Below are 16,768 nucleotides of genomic sequence, written 5' to 3' on the forward strand. Positions count from 1 at the left end.
GGCTGCCGGAGATGGCGAGGATCTCGATCAAGGAATGAGCCGGGCCGAGGTGAGTCGCGCCGGATGCTACCACAGGGTCCTGCGGCAAGCGCGCATCGGCATCGCCCGGAACTGCTATTTGCCAGCCTTCTCTTCCTTGCCTTTTTCCTCCAGCGAATGCCGCATGATCAGCGGCATCTGGCTGAAGGTGAACAGCAAGGTGATCGGAATCGTGCCCCAGACCTTGAAATAGAGCCAGGTCGCCTCCGAGAAATTGCGCCAGACCACCTCATTGAGCACGGCGAGGAACAGGAAGAAGAGCCCCCACCGGAAAGTCAGCTTGYGCCAGCCTTCGGCATCCAGCTGGAAGGCCGAATCGAAGACATAGCCAAGCAGCGACCTGCCGAAGGCCAGCCCGCCGAGCAGCGCGAAGCCGAACAGGGAATTGATGATCGTCGGCTTCATGAAGGCGAAGGTCTTGTCCTGCAGGTACAGAGCGAGCGCGCCGAACACGAACACGACGATCGCCGAGACCAGCGGCATGAGCGGCAGGGCGCGCGTCAGCGCCCAGGACGCGCTGAGCGACAAGGCCGTCGCGACCATGAAGAATGCCGTGGCGATCAGGATCGGTTCGCCAAGATGGGTAAGGATCGGGAACTTCCCGGCCAGCCATTCACCGCGGATGGTGGTGAAGAAGAACACCAGGCCGGGCCCAAGCTCGAGCAGGAACTTCRAGCCAGGATTGAGCGGCTTGCGGCGCGGATCGGACGGGTCGCGTTCGAGGATGTTCATAAAGGTCCTTCTTGCGCATGATCTGGCCGAAAAGCGGGCGGTTACGGACAGATCACGCCTTGTTCAAGCCACGCCGGCGATCGCCCTGGCGAATTCGCTGGCGGAAAACGGTTCGAGGTCGTCGACCTGCTCGCCGACGCCGATGAAATAGACCGGCAATCTGTGCTTGGCTGCGATCGCCACCAGAATACCGCCGCGGGCCGTGCCGTCCAGCTTGGTCATCACCAGGCCGTTGAYGCCGGCGACGTTGCGGAAGATCTCGACCTGGCTGAGCGCATTCTGGCCCGTCGTGGCATCGACCGTCTGCAGCACGGTATGCGGGGCATCCGGATCGAGCTTGCCCAGCACACGCACGATCTTTTCCAGCTCCGCCATCAGCTCGGTCTTGTTCTGCAGGCGCCCGGCCGTATCGATGATCAGCACGTCGGAACCGGCTTCCTTCGCCTTCTCGAAGGCATCATAGGCGAGGCCGGCGGCATCGGCGCCGAGCTTGGTGGCGATGACCGGCGATTTCGTGCGTTCGCCCCAGATCTTGAGCTGCTCGATCGCGGCGGCGCGGAACGTGTCGCCGGCCGCCAGCATCACCGAAAGGCCGCCGTCGGTCAGCTTGGCCGCCAGCTTGCCGATGGTCGTAGTCTTGCCGGTGCCGTTGACGCCGACGACCAGGATGACATGCGGCTTGTGGCTGAGGTCGAGCTCGAGCGGCTTGGCGACCGGCGTCAGAACCTTTTCCACCTCGGCCGCCATGACCGAGCGGACTTCCGAGTCGGAAACATCCTTGCCGTAGCGGCTTGAGGCCAGCGCGTCGGTGACGCGCAGCGCCGTCTCCACGCCGAGATCGGCGCGGATCAGCACGTCCTCCAGGTCCTGCAGCGTGTCCTCGTCCAGCTTGCGCTTGGTGAAGACGCCGGCGATGTTGCCGGTGAGCTCGCGCGAGGAACGGGCAAGCCCGTCCCTCATGCGATGGAACCAGGAGCGTCTCGGCGCCGGCTCCGGCGTCTTTTGCGGCTCGGCCTTCTGCTCGACCTTCTTGGCCACCGTCACCTTGCCGCCGGCTGGCGCGGGCTTTGGCGGCGCAGGAACGGCTTCAGGTTCCGGCGCCGTCTCGGCGCGCACCGGCTGCGGTTCGATGGGCGCCGGYTGGCGAATGGGTGGCGGAATTTCGGCGGCAGGTTCGGGCGCCAGGTCCTCGACGGGCTGGCGCTGCCCCTCACCCTCACCCTCTCCCCGTGAAGGACCGCGAGAGGGGGACACAGGCGGATGCGGGGCGACGCCGGCCTCTGAAGATGGCCGCGCCGCCGCCGGCGGGATTTCGGGAGGCACCGGTGTTTCGGCTGGAACCTCGCTCGGCGAAGTCGGCACTTCGACCGGCGCCGGTGCGGGCTGCGGCTCCGGCCGCGACGGCACTATACCCGGCTCGCTCGGCGCGGGCGGCGGCACTTCCTGCGGCTTCGGCTCGGGCGCCGGGCCTGGCGTGGGCTCGGGCTCTGCCGGCGGCACTGGCACTTCTTCCGGCGCCGGCGGTTCGGGTGTTCCGGGAGCCGGTTGCGGTTCCTCTTCCGGCTTGGGCTCGGGGAGCGGTTCCGGCTCGGACGGAACGACGGGCTCCGGCGCCGGCGGGATGGTCGGAAGAGGCTCAAGCTTTGGTTCTTCGGGCGCCGGCTGAGGCGCCGGCTCTACCTCCCCCTCGATGGGGGAGGTCCCGCGCGTAGCTCGGGGGTGGGGGTGAGCCGCGCCGGTGTCGGCGCTTTCACCCCGCCCCGCCACTTCGTGGCGACCCTCCCCATCGAGGGGAGGGTGGGGAGCGGCCTGTTCGGCCTCCGGCTTCAGCGCCTCCAACGCGTCCCATTTGATCGGCGGGAGGGGCGCGGTTTCGTCGACCCGCTCTTCGACGACCTCTTTCCTGCCGAACGAAAATATCTTCTTGAAGAATCCAGCCATACGTCTTGCTGTCTCAGGCGGCTTGGGCGGCAACGGGGGCCGCGATCAGACGGGCGCCGTCGTGGCCGGTAACAACCGCCTCGACGATCTCGCCCGGCTGGCCGGCGGCAATGGCGGCGAGYGTGAAGCCTTCCGTGCGGCCGAGACCGTCGCGCTCGACCAGGATCGACTGGCGCGTGCCGGCAAGCGCTGCCAGATGTCGGCGATAGGCGGCCTCGCCGGCRGCGCGAAGCCTTGCGGCGCGCTCTTTGACCACTTCGCGGCGGACCTGCGGCATGCGTGCGGCCGGCGTACCCTCGCGCGGCGAGAACGGAAAGACGTGGAGATGCGTCAGGCCRCACTCCTCGACAATTCTTTCGGAATTCTCGAACATCGCCTCGGTCTCGGTCGGGAAGCCGGCGATGATGTCGGCGCCGAAGACGATGCCCGGACGGAGCTTGCGCACGTCCTCGCAGAAGCGGATCGACTGATCGCGCAAATGGCGGCGCTTCATGCGCTTCAGGATCATGTCGTCGCCCGACTGCAGCGACAGATGCAGATGCGGCATCAGCCTCGGCTCGGTGGCGATCGCGTCGAGCAGATCGTCGTCAGCCTCGATGGAATCGATCGAGGAGAGCCTCAGCCGCTTCACCTCCGGCACCTGGCGCAGGATCGTCTTGACCAGCTTTCCAAGCCTGGGGCCGCCGGGCAGGTCGACACCGAAGCTGGTCATGTCGACGCCGGTCAGCACGATCTCGGCATAGCCGTTGGCGGCCAGYCGCTTGATCTGCTCGACGACGGCGCCCATCGGCACCGAGCGCGAATTGCCGCGGCCGTAAGGAATGATGCAGAAGGTGCAGCGGTGGTCGCAGCCATTCTGCACCTGCACGAAGGCACGCGCCCGGCCCTCGATGRCATCGACCATATGGCTTGCCGTCTCGCGCACCGAGAAGATGTCGTTGACGCGTGCCTTCTCGGTGTCGTTGACGCCGAAATCGGGCAGCGCGCGGTAGGAGTTCGCCTTGAGCTTCTCCTCATTGCCGAGCACGAGGTCGACCTCGTCCATGGCAACAAAATTCTGCGGCTCGGTCTGTGCCGCGCAGCCCGTGACGATGATGCGCGCTTCGGGGTTCTCGCGGCGGGCCTTGCGGATCGCCTGCTTGGCCTGGCGCACCGCCTCGGCGGTGACGGCGCAGGTGTTGAAGATGACGGCGCCGCCTGGGAGCGCGCCGAGGCCGGCGTTTTCGGCCTCGCGCCGCATCACCTCGGATTCATAGGTGTTGAGGCGGCAGCCGAACGTGACGACGTCAATRCCTGTGGCGAGGGGCCCTTCGGGCGCCGGACCTTTGGCAAGAGCAGACATCACGCAGCGCTTTCGGTGTCGCGGGCCCAGGTGCCGGTCGAGGGGTCGAATCTGCCGGAAAACTCCCATTCGGCGGCACCGGTCAGGATGACATGGTCGTCGTCGCGCCACTCAACATGCAGCTCGCCGCCGCCCGGCGTGATCAGCGACACGCTGCGGCCGGTGCGCTTGGTGCGGGCGGCCGCCACCACAGCGGCGCAGGCAGCCGAGCCGCAGGCCTTGGTGAGACCCGCGCCGCGCTCCCAGGTGCGGATGACCATGGTTTGCGGCGAGGTGACCTCAGCGATCGTGATGTTGGCGCGCTCGGGAAAGATCGGGTGGTTTTCGAGCAGCGGGCCGAAGCGGTCGAGCTCGTAGGACCAGACGTCGCGGTCGACCCAGAAGATGGCGTGCGGGTTGCCCATCGAGACGACCGAAGGCGAGTGCAGCACCGGCGCATCGATCGGACCGATCTGCAGTTCGATCATGCGCGTGTCGCGGAACTCCTCGGCGAGCGGGATCTCCTGCCAGCCGAAGCGCGGCTTGCCCATGTCGAYGGAGATCGAACCGTCGGCATGCTCCTCCGCATTGAGGATGCCGGCGCGCGTTTCGAAGGTGAAGGTCTTCAGCCCGGTCTCGGCGGCAAGCGCCTRCACCACGCAGCGCATGCCGTTGCCGCAAGCCTGCGCGCTGCTGCCGTCCGAATTCAGAATGTCGACATAATAGGCGGTGCCGGCGGTTCTCGCATCGTGGATCGCCATGATCTGGTCGAATTTGGTCGCGACGTCGGCATTGAGCGCGATCGCTGCAGCCGCCGTCACCCTGTCGGCACGGCCGCGCATATCGGCAACGATGATCTCGTTGCCGATGCCGTTCATCTTGGCGAAGGGGGCAGTTCCTGCCATCTTTCCCGTCATTTCCGTGTCCGTTTGGCGCTATATGGCGGAAACGGGCAGCAATTACCAGTCCGGCGCGGCTTCAGGCCGCGTTGAGACCGCCGGATCTGGCTACGGCGATGGYGCTGGACCCAAGTGCTTCCAGCTCGTGTGAAATGGTGTTCCGACGGGAATTGCGCACGCAGATTCAAGTCACAACGAAGACGCCGAGCACGACCAGCAGGAAGAGGATCAGCACGATGCCGATCAGGACGCGCGCGGCCAGCGCTGCGGCTCCGGCGAGCACCGGCATGCCGAGCAGGCTCGCTGCCGCGGCAATAATCAGAAGAAGAATGATCCACCTGAGCATGGAAGGCTCCGGGCGAGATTGCACTGCGGGACCAACGCATTTCGGTGGCCCGGGTTCCTTCCCGATTCCTTGCTGAAGGAGCCGGCATGTCCCTGAAATCGACTCCCTGAAACAAGGACACGGCCGCCTGGCGCAAGCATTTTGCTGGCGAATGCCAAAGGGCCTGAGGCCCGCGTCGTCTAGGATCGGCGATATGGAGGGACAGCCATGGCAATGAAGCGAACCAAGACGCCGTGGATGAAGGCGGAGGATTTCGGCCGCTCTTTGCCGCGTGGGCTCGGCGTCAACCTGCTGGTCACCGACATGGCGGCGATGGAGGCCTTCTGYCGCGACGTGCTCGGCGCGCGCATCATCTATGCCGACGAGGATTTCGCGGCGGTCGAACTGCTGGGCTCGACCTTCATGCTGCATGCCGACCATAGCTTTCTCGACCATCCGCTGACCGGTGTCTTCGCCGGCRCGGAGACACGCGGCGCCGGCATCGAACTGCGCCTCTATGGCGCCGATCCGGATGCGGTGGAGAAAAGGGCCGAAGAGCACGGCCACATCGTGCTGGCCGGTTCGATCGACAAGCCGCATGGCTTGCGCGAATGCTACGTCGTCGGCCCGGACGGCTATGTCTTCGTGCCCAGTGCTCCGCTGAAGCCTGAAATTTCAGGAACCTACGGCCCATAATCCCAGCCCTGGCCGGCGATGAGAGCGCTTGCGATAAATTTGCAACACCGGCTCCAAAAACCCTATTTTAACCATATCGGGTTGAAATTCTGCCACCATCGCCATTTTGATGACGGGGACATTGCGCGGACGGCACCCCCCGGCCTGATCCGACGGAGGTTTGAATGACATTTTCGAAGACCGGCCTTGTGGCCGTATCGCTGGCTGCGCTGGTTGCGAGCGGCTGCTCGACGTCGCGCTTCTCGTCGATGGACGACCAGCAGCCGGCGCCGCTCACGCCGGCGCCCTCCGGCACGGTGACGCAGAACCAGCTGCCGCCGCCCGCCGCCCCCGGCACCACCGACCCGTCGCAATTCCCGACTGCGCCTAAGAACACGCAGATGGCCTCGCTGCCGCCGGATGGCTCGGCGCCTGCGGGCGCCGCGGACCTGACCGCGGCCAGCGTCGCCGGTGTCTGGAACGTCAGCGTCGGCGGCCAGAGCTGCAAGGTGGCGACGCCGCAGACCAAGTTTGGCGCAGGCTATCGTGCCGGACCGCTGCATTGCCCGACGCCGATCGACGGCATTAAGTCGTGGAATGTCTCCGGCAAGCAGCTGACGCTCTATGACGAAAACGGCGGCACGCTGGCCAGGCTCTATTCGTCCGGCGGCGAAAAGTTCGACGGCCAGACGTCCAACGGCCAGCCGATCTCGCTTACGAGATAAGGCAAAACCGCCCTTGGAGAGCGGCTCAGCGTTTGATAGAAGCGCCGAAGCCGCTCCGAGCATTTGTTTTTAGGCAGCTCTGGACGGCAGACCGTTGGACGTTTTGTCCTGGAATTGCTCTCGAACGACGTGACCTATGCATCTGCGTGACGGCCTCCAGACCCATGTGACCGTCAGGCAGCGCTACGACCACCTGGTCGAGACGGGCGCAGTCGGACGCGACCCCGCGCAGGAGCGCATCGTCGCCGCGCTCGACCGGCTGACCGACGAGATCTCCGCGAAAAGGCTGGCGCAGAAATCGAGCGCGCTGGGCTGGCTGTTTGCGCGCAGGCAGCAACCGCGCGAGGCGGTCAAGGGCCTCTACATCTATGGCGGCGTCGGGCGCGGCAAGACGATGCTAATGGACATGTTCTTCGAGCTCCTGCCGGTCAGGCGCAAGCGGCGCGTCCATTTCAACGATTTCATGGCCGACGTGCAGGACCGCATCCAGAAGCACCGGGCGGCGCGCAAGAACGGCGACGTCAAGGAGGACGATCCGATCCCGCCGGTGGCGCGGACGCTGGCCGAGGAAGCCTGGGTGCTGTGCTTCGACGAGTTTTCCGTCACCGATATCGCCGACGCGATGATTCTCTCCCGGCTGTTCTCGGCGCTGTTTTCCAACGGCGTGGTGCTGGTCGCCACCTCCAATGTCGCGCCCGAGAACCTCTATCGGGATGGCCTCAACCGGCAGCTGTTCCTGCCCTTCATCCGCCTGCTCGAGCRCAATGCCGAAGTGCTGACGCTGGATAGTGAGAAGGACTACCGGCAGGAAAAGCTCAACCGTCTGCCGGTCTATGTCACGCCTGTCGACGAGGCGGCCGACCGGGCCCTCGACGAAGCCTRGAAGGTTGTGACGCAAGGCCTGCCGACTGCGGAGGCGACGATCACGCTGAAGGGCCGCCAGCTCGTGGTGCCGCGCGCCGCCGGCGACGCCGCGCGCTTTTCCTTTGCCGAGCTTTGYGAAAAGCCGCTCGGCGCGCGCGACTACCTGGYGATCGCCGAGCGGTTCTCGACCCTGTTCATCGAGCATGTACCGGTGCTCGGCGAAGGCAAACGCAACGAGGCCAAGCGCTTCATCCTTCTCATCGACACGCTCTACGACCATCGCATGCGTCTGGTGATGAGCGCAGCGGCCCAGCCCTCCGGGCTCTACACCGCCAAGCGCGGCAACGAGGTGTTCGAGTTCGAGCGCACGGCCTCGCGGCTGATCGAGATGCAGAGCCGCGACTGGCTGGAGCGCTGGGCCGAGCGGCGGCAGGCCGAGGCGGAGCATGCCGAGGCGCGGCAGGCACAGGCATAGYCACCGCTCGTTCGTCATCTGGTCGATGAACTCGCTGTTGGCTACCCGGTCGGGTTCTATCCGCTGAAGCGGGGCGCCAACTGCTCGATGCGGGCGATCATCTGCTGGAGTTCATCCAGGATGCGCTCGTGCAGCTGCAGCGCGAGATCGGGATATTCCTCCAGGATGCGTCGGAACATCTTGCGGCTGAGCCGGATCACTTCAGAATCGACCGCGGCCGAGGCGCTGGTCAAACGTCTTGTGTCGGCGATCAGGGCGAGCTCGCTCAGCATGGCGCCCRGGCCTGCCGTGCCGATCGGGACACGCTCGCCGCCCTGCTCGCGATAGAGCGCGATCAAGCCGCTGACCACGATATAGGCCGAGTCGGCTTCGTCATCCTCGAGATAGAGCTTGCGGTCGGCCTGCAGGAAGGTGGTCTCGGCGCCGAAGGCGAGCAGGCGCAACTGTTCCGGCGTGAAGCCCTGAAAAAGCTTCACGGCGGACAGGATGCGGATGTCGTCATCCAGCGCCATCCTAGCTGTGTCCCCGAGCGGTCAGTCCAGTCCCTCCTTTGGGGCGCCGTGTCCTTCCGGACACGCACACTCCAACCTTCCAATCACGCATCAAGCGATGCGTCCAGCGAGCCGATCCATCACCCTCCAGCACTAGGATCGTACCCGAAGCAGCCCCGCCCGACCGCTCATTAGATCATGAAATGTTTAAGGAACCAGCTTGTAGCCGCCGCTTTCTGTCACAAGAATCTCGGCATTGGAAGGATCGCGCTMGATCTTCTGGCGCAACCGGTAGACGTGGGTTTCCAGCGTGTGGGTGGTGACGCCGGAATTGTAGCCCCACACTTCCTCCAGCAGCACGTCGCGCGTTACCACTTTCTGGTCGGCGCGATAGAGATATTTGATGATCGAGGCTTCCTTTTCGGTCAGCCGCACCTTGGCGCCGCGCGGATCGATCAAAAGCTTCTGGCTGGGCTTGAAGGTGTATGGGCCGACCGAGAAGGTGGCGTCTTCGCTCTGCTCGTGCTGGCGCAGCTGCGCGCGGATGCGGGCGAGCAGCACCGCGAAGCGGAAAGGCTTGGTGACGTAGTCGTTGGCGCCGGCCTCGAGGCCCRGGATCGTGTCGGAATCGGTGTCATGGCCGGTCAGCATGATGATCGGCGCCTTGTAGCCGCCCTTGCGCAGGATCTTCACCGCTTCGCGGCCGTCCATGTCGGGCAGGYCGACATCCATGATCAGCAGATCGACAAGGCCACCGCGCGCCGCGGCGACGCCTTTTGCCGCGGTGGATTCCTGCTGAACGTCGAATTCCTCATAGAGGGCCAGTTGCTCGACGAGCGTGGCTCGCAGGTCGTCGTCGTCGTCAACGATCAGGATGGTGCGTGATGACATGGATCAATCCGTTGTTTTAAAAAGAATATTCAGTTGACCTCCCCCCATTTATGCGGAAGCTCACCGGCGCAACAGCCGATCACAGTGATTTGTTCCGTGTCACGATCATACAAGAAAAAACGCGTGCGCAATGAGGCGGACGCATTTTTGCCGAAGAGTCTGCGCGTGCTGGTTGTGCGCGCAAGGCCCGGCAACCCTGCGCAGGGCTTCCTGCAGGCCGGCAGGACGGTGTTTCCCTGCGCGCTCGGGCGCGGCGGYATCTCCGCCAGCAAGCGCGAGGGCGACGGCGCCACGCCGCTGGCAGCAATGCRCATCCTTTCAGGATATTTTCGGAACGACCAATTTGCGGGCGGACGCCGGACGAGGCTTCCCATGGCGCCGATCGGCCCGGATCTCGGCTGGTGCGAAGTGCCGGACGACCGCAACTACAACCGTCCGGTGAAGATCCCCTATGGCGCCAGCCATGAGCGGATGCGCCGCGCCGACCGCCTCTACGATGTGTGCCTGGTGCTGGACTGGAACATCGCGCCGCGCCGGCGCGGACGCGGCAGCGCGATCTTCTTCCATCTCGCTCGCCCCGGCTTCACGCCGACGCAAGGCTGCGTCGCGGTAACGGCGCGCACCATGGCGAGGCTGTTGCCGCTGCTGTCGGACCGGACGGTGGTGAGGGTGGTGAGGTAGGGGAGTAGGATGTAGGCAGTAGGCAGCAGGTGTCTCTTTCCCCTATTGYCTATTCCCTACTGCCTTTTCCCCGGCTGTTGCCACCCCGAACCCAGCAGCCCGATCGAGCGGAGTTCACGGTCCATTGCCCTGGCGACATCCCAGCGCTCGGCGCCGATATCGCGCAGCTGGCTGTCGGAGAGATCCTCGATGGACTCGTGGGCGAGGCGGGTAGCGACCCGGGCCTGGCGCAGCCAATCGATCGTAGCATGCAGCCAAAGTGTGATGCCGGAGCGGGATTTCAGGGCGGCGTTGGACTTCAGAGCGATCTCAGACATGGCTTTATCCGTGTTCTCCGGACATCAAATCCGGTTTGAGGGTGTTTCGATGTCGCTATCATGCCGCATTGAAAACCAACCGAGAAACGAGTAGTTCTTTTCTGATCWTCAAGTTTCTTTTGAGGATCGAATGGCCCGCCTGCTGCCCGGAACACGCGCGCTGAGGACCTTCGAGGCCGCGGCCAGGCACCTCAATTTCACCCGTGCCGCCGACGAGCTCGGYCTGACGCCGGCGGCGGTCAGCCACCAGATCAAGGAAATCGAGGATCAGCTCGACCTGGTGCTGTTCACGCGCACCAGCCGCACCATCCGGCTGACGGAAGCGGGCACCGTTCTGTATGAGGCTTCGATCGACGCGCTCGACCTGCTTAACCGTGCCGTCAGCCGCGCGCGCAAGATGACGCGCGGCACATCGCTGCTGAAGGTGACGCTCGACGCGCAGTTCGCAACAAAGTGGCTGATGCGGCGCGTGGACGGTTTCCGCCGGCAGAAGCCGGGCATCGAACTGCGCTTCGATATCACCTACGAGGTCAGGGATTTCGAGCGGGACGATGTCGATGCCGGCATCCGTTTCGGCACCGGCAGATATCCGGGGGTTTGCGCGCATCGGCTGTTTGAGAACATCATCATTCCCGTGTGCAGCCCGGCGCTGCTCGCCTCAGGCCCGCCGCTGAAAGAGCCGCGCGACCTCTTCCACCATACGCTGGCGCATATCGAATGGTCGCRGCAGGGGGTGACGTGGCCGAACTGGCGGATGTGGATGCAGGCGGCCGGCGTCGACGATTTCGACGACAGCCGCACCCTCGTTTTCGGATCGGCGACCGACGCCACGCAAGCGGCGCTCGATGGCCATGCCGTCGCGCTGGCCGATTTCGCCATGGTGGCCAGCGACCTTTCTCAAGGGAGGCTCATCCGGCCCTTCGATCTCGGCATCAAGGTCGCGCCGGAATTCGCCTATTTCCTGGTCTATCCGGAAGCCATGAAGGATGACGCGCGTATCGTCGCCTTTCGCGGATGGCTGCTCGAAGAGGTGGCGAAAGACGCGGACGCAGGCTAGCGACGCTGCAACCGCCGCCTTTGGCAAGATTGTTCTAGCCCGCCGGCGCAGCCGGCGCGCCGAACCAGCCGATCACCACGCCGATGATGATGAGCACGCCCAGCCAATGGCCGGCATCGATCAGCGTCAGGTCCCAGCCGAAGCCTTCATAACGATGGTTGACCGAGAGCGTGGTGGCGACGAAGCCAAGCCAGAGCACGAAGCCGAAGATCACCCCGGCGAGCGGATTGGGCTCGCCGCTGGTCAGCGCGCCGATCACCAGCGTCATGACCAGCGCCATGATCAGCTCGGCGACGAAGCTGACGATGAACGGAACCGGCGAGCGCTTCATGGTGGCGGGGTCGAGCTTTGCCGCTTTCAGCCACGGCTTGCTCAAGGCCATGTACCAGACGGCCCCGAACAGCCACGCCACGACGGCGGCGCAGACCACGGCCAGCCAGTTCACCGTTGAAAAGTCCATGGTTCCTACCCTCCCGAATGGCGTGAGATGGAACGCCCGTTCGGTGATACCGTCAAGCGAGGCGCCATACCGTGGTGCGCTTAACCTCGGCATCCTCCAGGGCTCGCGTCACCGGCACCTGATAGACGGCGAGCGAATGYAATCCGCTCTTCGGCAGGTAGGCGCGGCCGGGATCTCCTACCAGGATATCGGCGCCGCGCGCCTTCAGGATCGCGAACCAGGGCATCAGCCTGTCCGCCAACGGCTTGTCGTAGAAGACGTCGCCGGCAAGCACGACATCCCACCCGTCATCCGAGCCGACGCAGTCGGCGTCGAGGAATTCGGCGCTGACTCCGTTGGCTTCCAGGTTGAGGGCGATCACCGTCGCGCAGAAGGGGTCGATATCGGCCGCGATGACCTCGCAAGCTCCGGCCTTCAAAGCGGCGATGGCGACAAGGCCGGAGCCGGAGGCGAAATCGAGCACGCGCTTGCCGCGCACGCTGGCCGGATGGTCAAGCACATAGCGGGCGAGGCCCTGGCCGCCGGCCCAGGCAAAGGCCCAGAATGGCGGCGGCAGGCCGATCTCGGCCAGTTCCTCCTCGGTGCGCAACCACAGATCATGCGCTTCGTCGGCCAGATGCAGCAGCACTTCCGGCACATGCGGCGGCGCCATCAGCGCCGTATTGTCGAGGATGAATGTCTTCGCGTTTTTGGGCGTGAGCCGGGTCACGGTGCCGGGTCGAGGCCGGCCATGYGGCAAACCTCTTTCCATTCGTCCGGCGTCACCGGCTGCACGGAAAGCCGGCCAAGGCGGACCAGAGCCATATTGGCGAGCTTCGGATTGGCCTTGACCTGTTCCAGCGTCACCGGCTTCGGCACGTACTGATAAGCGCGGATGTCGACGCATTCCCAGCGCGGATCGTCGGTGGTGGTGTCGGGGTGGGCAAGCGCGCAGACCTCGGCGATGCCGACGATGTCGAGGCCCTCATTGGAATGATAGAAGAAGCCGAGATCGCCGATCTTCATGGCCTTCATGTTGTTGCGCGCCGCGTAGTTGCGCACGCCGTCCCACTGCGTGCCGGCCTCGCCTTTCTCCGTCAGCGCCTCGAAGGAAAAGACCGAGGGTTCGGACTTGAACAGCCAGTAGTTCATCTTAGTTGTCCCGTTGTCGGTTGACCATTTATTCAGCGTTGGCRCTGCCCCTCACCCTACCCTCTCCCCGTAAGGACGGGGAGAGGGGGCCGTCGGCGTTGGAGCTTCTCCCTTCTCCCCGGTTCTTACGGGGAGAAGGTGCCGGCAGGCGGATGAGGGGCAGCGCCAACGAACGATCATTGACTAGCCGGCTTCTGGAAGACCCAGTTCCATGCACGGATTTCGACGCTTTCGAACAAACCGGCCTTGGCATAGGGATCGGCGGCCGCCAAGGCTTGCGCGCCGGCCATGTCTGGGGCCTCGATCATTACCAGGCTGCCGTCGGGCTTCCCGTCGGCGTCGAGGAAGGGGCCTGCAAAGGCAAGCCGCCCTTCGCTGATCAGTCCTTCCAGGAACGCCGCATGYGCCGGTCGGGTATCGGCGCGCAGCTGCAGGCTGCCGGGCTTATCCTTGCAAATCAACGCGAACAACATGTCTAGCTCCGAGGGTTCAGATGTCGGTTTCAGTCTTGAGCGGCCGCGCCATCAGCGCTGTAACGGCCTCGCCGACGGTCAACTTGCCGTCGAGTATGGCGGCGACGGCGGAAATGATCGGCGCGTCGATGCCGCGTTCGGCCGCGATGCGGGCCGCGATGCCGGCGGTCGGTACGCCTTCGGCGAGAGACAGGCCGGCAAGGGGCCTGTCACGTCCCAGCGCCAGRCCATAGGCAAAATTGCGCGATTGYGCCGACGAACAAGTAAGGATCAGGTCGCCGAGGCCGGAAAGACCCATCAAGGTTTCGGGTTTGGCGCCGAAGGCAGCGCCGATGCGACGCAACTCGACGAAGCCGCGCGTGACCATTGCGGCCTGGGCGCTGGCGCCGAGCCCGGCGCCGGTGACGGCACCGGCGGCGATGGCGAAGACATTCTTCAGCGCACCGCCGATCTCGACGCCGATCAGGTCGTCGCTGGAATAGCAGCGCAGGTTCTCGGCCGAGAAACGGGCGGCAAGCTCGGCCGCCAGTGCTCCGTTGCGGGCAGCAACAACCACGGCGGTCGGCAAGCCGCGTGCGACATCGCCGGCAAAGCTCGGACCGGACAGGGCCGCGACCGGATTGCCGGGCAGGCTTTCCTCGACGATCGAGGACAGCAGCGCGCCGGTGCCGCGTTCGATGCCCTTGGCGCAGAGCACGAGCGGCGCGCGCGGCGGCACATGCCCGGCAGCAGTGGCCAGCACCGCGCGCAGCGACTGCGCCGGCGTCACCGCCAGCACGCAATCGGCGCTGTCGAGCGCGGCACCGATATCGCTGGTCGCGACGATGCCGGGCTCAATCTCGATGCCGGGCAGGTAGCGTGGATTCTCGCCGCGATCTATGGCGGCCACAGTCTCGTCGTCGCGCGCGTAAAGGCGAACGAAATGGCCGGCACGCAGCATGGCCAGCGCCAGCGCCGTGCCCCAGGCGCCGCCGCCCAGCACGGCAACGCGCCATCCGCTCGCCGGCCTCTTGCTGGGCGTGCCTTTCTTGGTCATRCCTTGGCACCGCGTCGGCCCGAGCCCACCAAGGGGGCTGAAACGCTGTCCAGCGGCCAGCGCGAGCGCGGCACGAAGTCGGCGGCGTTCTCGCCAGCCATGCCGGCGCGCAGCCGCTCGATGCCGGCCCAAGCGATCATCGCCGCATTGTCGGTACAGAGCTTTTGCGGCGGCGCGACGAAGGCGAAACCGGCTTTGGAGCAGCGCGCCTCCAATGTCGCCTTGATCGTGCGGTTGGCGGCGACACCGCCCGCGACGACCAACGCAGGGTGCGCCTTGTCAGGAAATTCCTTGCGGAAACGGGCGAGAGCGCGGGCGACGCGGTCGCCCAACGCGTCCGCTACCGCCGCCTGGAAGGAGGCGCAGATATCGGCCACGTCCTGGTCGCTGAGCGGCGCGATCGCCGTCGCCGCCTGGCGCACGGCCGTCTTCAGGCCGGAGAAGGAGAAGTCCGGCTGTGCCGAGCCCTTCATCGGGCGCGGAAAGGCGAAGCGGCTCGCGTCGCCGCCGGCCGCGGCCTTCTCGACATTCGGGCCGCCCGGATAGGGCAGGCCGAGCATCTTGGCCGTCTTGTCGAAGGCCTCGCCCAGCGCATCGTCGATGGTCGTCGCCCAGCGCTGGTAGTCGCCGACGCCGCGCACCGCGACGATCTGAGTATGGCCGCCGGAAACGAGCAAAAGCAGATAGGGGAAATCGAGACCGTCGGTCAGCCTTGCGGTCAGCGCATGGCCTWCGAGATGGTTGATGGCGATCAGCGGCTTGTTGGCAGCCGCCGCGATCGCCTTGGYGGTCATCAATCCGACGATCAGCCCGCCGACCAGACCCGGTCCGGCCGTCGCAGCCACGGCATCGACCTCGTCAAGCGACACGGCCGAATCGGCAAGCGCTGCCTCGACAATCCCGTCCAGCGCCTCGACATGGGCGCGGGCGGCGATTTCGGGCACGACGCCGCCGAAGGCCGCGTGCTCCTCGATCTGGCTGAGTACGATATTGGAGAGGATTTCGGGCGCGGAGCCGCCGTTCAGCGCCACAACGCTGGCCGCAGTCTCGTCGCAACTCGTCTCAATGCCCAGAACGCGGATCAATTCGTCGCTGTCCTCAAAGATTGTGTCTTCCGTCTTTCCTAGATAGGACGTCTACCGATATTCAGGTAATGCYGGCCTGCAAATGGCGGTTTTCTGCGCTCCCGGTGCTCACGTACTCAAGGTACGCTCCGCTCCGGTTCTCGAAACCCACCATTTTCGGCTCGGCCTGACCTAAATCTCGGCAGACCTCGAACCGCCCGGGGGTTATCACGGACCGCGCGCCATGCAAACAACCTTGAAAATCGGAACACGCGGTAGCCCGCTGGCGTTGGCCCAGGCGCATGAGACGCGGGCGCGGCTGATGAAGGCGCACGGCCTTCCCGAGGAGGCCTTCGAAGTGGTCGTCATCTCGACCAGCGGTGACCRCATCCAGGACCGGCCGCTGTCTGAGGCCGGCGGCAAGGGCCTGTTCACCAAGGAAATCGAGGAAGCCCTGCTCGACCGCCGCATCGACCTCGCGGTGCATTCGTCAAAGGACATGCCGACGGTGCTGCCCGATGGGTTGGAGCTTTCCGCCTTTCTGCCGCGCGAGGACGCGCGCGACGCCTTCATCRGCAAGACCGCGAAGCGGATCGCCGACCTGCCGCACGGCGCGACGGTCGGCTCGTCATCGCTCCGGCGCCAGGCGCTGATCCGCCGGATGCGGCCGGATCTCGTGGTGGTGRTGTTCCGCGGCAATGTGCAGACGAGACTCCGCAAGCTTGATGAGGGAGTCGCCGAAGGCACCATCCTCGCCTATGCCGGGTTGAAGCGGCTCGGGCTCGAGAACGTCATCACCGACCTGATGCCGCTGGATGTCTTCCCGCCGGCGCCCGGGCAGGGCGCGATCGGCATCGAAAGCCGGATCGGCGACGGCGAAATCGAAAAAATGCTCGCGGCTATCCACGACGCGCCGACCGGCMAGGCGCTGGCCTGCGAGCGCGCCTTCCTTGCCGCGCTCGACGGCTCCTGCCGCACGCCGATCGCCGGCCATGCGACGATATCGGGCGAATGGCTGTCTTTCGCCGGCCTGATCATTTCGCCCGACGGCACCGAGTCACATGAGGTCAACTTGGCGGGCCAGGCGGTGGACGCGGCGGAAATTGGCGCGGAAGCCGCGCGGACAGTGCGCGCCAAGGCCGGCGCCAAATTCTTCGAAGGATGGACCTGA

At 65.4% G+C, this 16,768-nt stretch carries 20 protein-coding genes; 6 read left to right on the top strand and 14 right to left on the bottom strand.

Annotated elements, in window-relative coordinates; genetic code table 11:
* Positions 1-114: 114 nt before the first annotated feature.
* The 5 genes from ORS3428_RS08725 to ORS3428_RS08745 form a co-directional block, all read right to left on the bottom strand.
* A complete protein-coding gene (locus ORS3428_RS08725; RefSeq protein WP_071096488.1) occupies positions 115-771 on the bottom strand; it encodes a septation protein A in 657 nt (218 codons plus the stop codon).
* A gap of 63 nt (positions 772-834) precedes the next feature.
* Positions 835-2,712, bottom strand: coding sequence for a signal recognition particle-docking protein FtsY (gene ftsY / locus ORS3428_RS08730; RefSeq protein WP_071096490.1), 1,878 nt, complete (start codon positions 2,710-2,712; stop codon positions 835-837).
* 13 nt (positions 2,713-2,725) lie between these two features.
* Positions 2,726-4,054, bottom strand: a complete 1,329-nt coding sequence (gene mtaB, locus ORS3428_RS08735) for a tRNA (N(6)-L-threonylcarbamoyladenosine(37)-C(2))-methylthiotransferase MtaB (RefSeq protein ID WP_071096492.1) — start codon at positions 4,052-4,054, stop codon at positions 2,726-2,728.
* The gene (gene dapF, locus ORS3428_RS08740; protein ID WP_071096558.1) at positions 4,054-4,938 is read right to left on the bottom strand and encodes a diaminopimelate epimerase; all 885 of its coding nucleotides are present in this window, start codon (positions 4,936-4,938) and stop codon (positions 4,054-4,056) included. Before dapF ends, mtaB begins: the two co-directional genes overlap by 1 nt.
* Before the next feature lie 178 nt (positions 4,939-5,116).
* Positions 5,117-5,278 (bottom strand): DUF1328 family protein, encoded by a 162-nt coding sequence (locus ORS3428_RS08745; RefSeq protein WP_071096494.1) that lies wholly within the window; start codon positions 5,276-5,278, stop codon positions 5,117-5,119.
* A gap of 207 nt (positions 5,279-5,485) precedes the next feature.
* On the opposite strand from ORS3428_RS08745, the gene ORS3428_RS08750 reads away from it, so the two are divergent.
* The 3 genes from ORS3428_RS08750 to zapE all read left to right on the top strand — a co-directional run bounded on the left by ORS3428_RS08750 (position 5,486) and on the right by zapE (position 7,996).
* The gene (locus ORS3428_RS08750; protein WP_083355069.1) at positions 5,486-5,953 is read left to right on the top strand and encodes a VOC family protein; all 468 of its coding nucleotides are present in this window, start codon (positions 5,486-5,488) and stop codon (positions 5,951-5,953) included.
* 164 nt (positions 5,954-6,117) lie between these two features.
* Positions 6,118-6,657 carry a protease inhibitor Inh/omp19 family protein gene (locus ORS3428_RS08755; protein ID WP_071096499.1) on the top strand — a complete coding sequence of 180 codons (540 nt, stop codon included), beginning with the start codon at positions 6,118-6,120 and terminating at the stop codon, positions 6,655-6,657.
* Between the two features lie 136 nt (positions 6,658-6,793).
* A complete protein-coding gene (gene zapE, locus ORS3428_RS08760; protein ID WP_071096501.1) occupies positions 6,794-7,996 on the top strand; it encodes a cell division protein ZapE in 1,203 nt (400 codons plus the stop codon).
* Between the two features lie 56 nt (positions 7,997-8,052).
* Here the strand turns inward: zapE and ORS3428_RS08765 are convergent, their stop codons facing one another.
* On the bottom strand, positions 8,053-8,508 hold the full coding sequence (locus ORS3428_RS08765; RefSeq protein ID WP_071096503.1) for a cyclic nucleotide-binding domain-containing protein: 456 nt from the start codon (positions 8,506-8,508) through the stop codon (positions 8,053-8,055).
* Positions 8,509-8,694: 186 nt separating this feature from the next.
* The gene (locus ORS3428_RS08770; protein WP_071096505.1) at positions 8,695-9,378 is read right to left on the bottom strand and encodes a response regulator transcription factor; all 684 of its coding nucleotides are present in this window, start codon (positions 9,376-9,378) and stop codon (positions 8,695-8,697) included.
* A gap of 123 nt (positions 9,379-9,501) precedes the next feature.
* Here ORS3428_RS08770 and ORS3428_RS08775 point away from each other — a divergent pair, with 123 nt between their 5' ends.
* Positions 9,502-10,059, top strand: coding sequence for a L,D-transpeptidase family protein (locus ORS3428_RS08775; protein ID WP_172833668.1), 558 nt, complete (start codon positions 9,502-9,504; stop codon positions 10,057-10,059).
* A 56-nt stretch (positions 10,060-10,115) separates the two neighbouring features.
* Here the strand turns inward: ORS3428_RS08775 and ORS3428_RS08780 are convergent, their stop codons facing one another.
* A complete protein-coding gene (locus ORS3428_RS08780) occupies positions 10,116-10,376 on the bottom strand; it encodes a hypothetical protein (protein ID WP_071096507.1) in 261 nt (86 codons plus the stop codon).
* 130 nt (positions 10,377-10,506) lie between these two features.
* Here ORS3428_RS08780 and gcvA point away from each other — a divergent pair, with 130 nt between their 5' ends.
* Positions 10,507-11,433 carry a transcriptional regulator GcvA gene (gene gcvA / locus ORS3428_RS08785; RefSeq protein WP_071096509.1) on the top strand — a complete coding sequence of 309 codons (927 nt, stop codon included), beginning with the start codon at positions 10,507-10,509 and terminating at the stop codon, positions 11,431-11,433.
* Between the two features lie 34 nt (positions 11,434-11,467).
* Here gcvA and ORS3428_RS08790 read toward each other — a convergent pair whose 3' ends face one another.
* The 6 genes from ORS3428_RS08790 to tsaD form a co-directional block, all read right to left on the bottom strand.
* Complete coding sequence (locus tag ORS3428_RS08790) at positions 11,468-11,893, bottom strand: DUF1761 domain-containing protein (RefSeq protein ID WP_071096511.1); 426 nt, start codon at positions 11,891-11,893, stop codon at positions 11,468-11,470.
* Positions 11,894-11,945: 52 nt separating this feature from the next.
* Positions 11,946-12,644 carry a class I SAM-dependent methyltransferase gene (locus ORS3428_RS08795; protein WP_172833669.1) on the bottom strand — a complete coding sequence of 233 codons (699 nt, stop codon included), beginning with the start codon at positions 12,642-12,644 and terminating at the stop codon, positions 11,946-11,948.
* A complete protein-coding gene (locus ORS3428_RS08800; RefSeq protein WP_071096513.1) occupies positions 12,599-13,024 on the bottom strand; it encodes an EVE domain-containing protein in 426 nt (141 codons plus the stop codon). The genes ORS3428_RS08795 and ORS3428_RS08800 overlap by 46 nt, the downstream gene beginning before the upstream one ends.
* 176 nt (positions 13,025-13,200) lie before the next feature.
* Positions 13,201-13,497 carry a YciI-like protein gene (locus ORS3428_RS08805; RefSeq protein ID WP_071096515.1) on the bottom strand — a complete coding sequence of 99 codons (297 nt, stop codon included), beginning with the start codon at positions 13,495-13,497 and terminating at the stop codon, positions 13,201-13,203.
* Between the two features lie 16 nt (positions 13,498-13,513).
* Positions 13,514-14,533, bottom strand: coding sequence for an NAD(P)H-dependent glycerol-3-phosphate dehydrogenase (locus tag ORS3428_RS08810; protein ID WP_071096517.1), 1,020 nt, complete (start codon positions 14,531-14,533; stop codon positions 13,514-13,516).
* Complete coding sequence (gene tsaD / locus ORS3428_RS08815) at positions 14,530-15,615, bottom strand: tRNA (adenosine(37)-N6)-threonylcarbamoyltransferase complex transferase subunit TsaD (RefSeq protein WP_172833670.1); 1,086 nt, start codon at positions 15,613-15,615, stop codon at positions 14,530-14,532. Before tsaD ends, ORS3428_RS08810 begins: the two co-directional genes overlap by 4 nt.
* Before the next feature lie 226 nt (positions 15,616-15,841).
* Here tsaD and hemC point away from each other — a divergent pair, with 226 nt between their 5' ends.
* Complete coding sequence (gene hemC / locus ORS3428_RS08820; RefSeq protein WP_071096521.1) at positions 15,842-16,768, top strand: hydroxymethylbilane synthase; 927 nt, start codon at positions 15,842-15,844, stop codon at positions 16,766-16,768.

Source organism: Mesorhizobium sp. ORS 3428, from assembly GCF_001854785.1.
Classification (GTDB): domain Bacteria; phylum Pseudomonadota; class Alphaproteobacteria; order Rhizobiales; family Rhizobiaceae; genus Mesorhizobium.

Bases quoted from the DNA above. Each gene is read 5' to 3' on its own strand.
- ORS3428_RS08780 (WP_071096507.1), bottom strand. From the start codon at position 10,376: ATGTCTGAGATCGCTCTGAAGTCCAACGCCGCCCTGAAATCCCGCTCC.
- ORS3428_RS08745 (WP_071096494.1), bottom strand. From the start codon at position 5,278: ATGCTCAGGTGGATCATTCTTCTTCTGATTATTGCCGCGGCAGCGAGC.
- ORS3428_RS08790 (WP_071096511.1), bottom strand. From the start codon at position 11,893: ATGGACTTTTCAACGGTGAACTGGCTGGCCGTGGTCTGCGCCGCCGTC.
- ORS3428_RS08755 (WP_071096499.1), top strand. From the start codon at position 6,118: ATGACATTTTCGAAGACCGGCCTTGTGGCCGTATCGCTGGCTGCGCTG.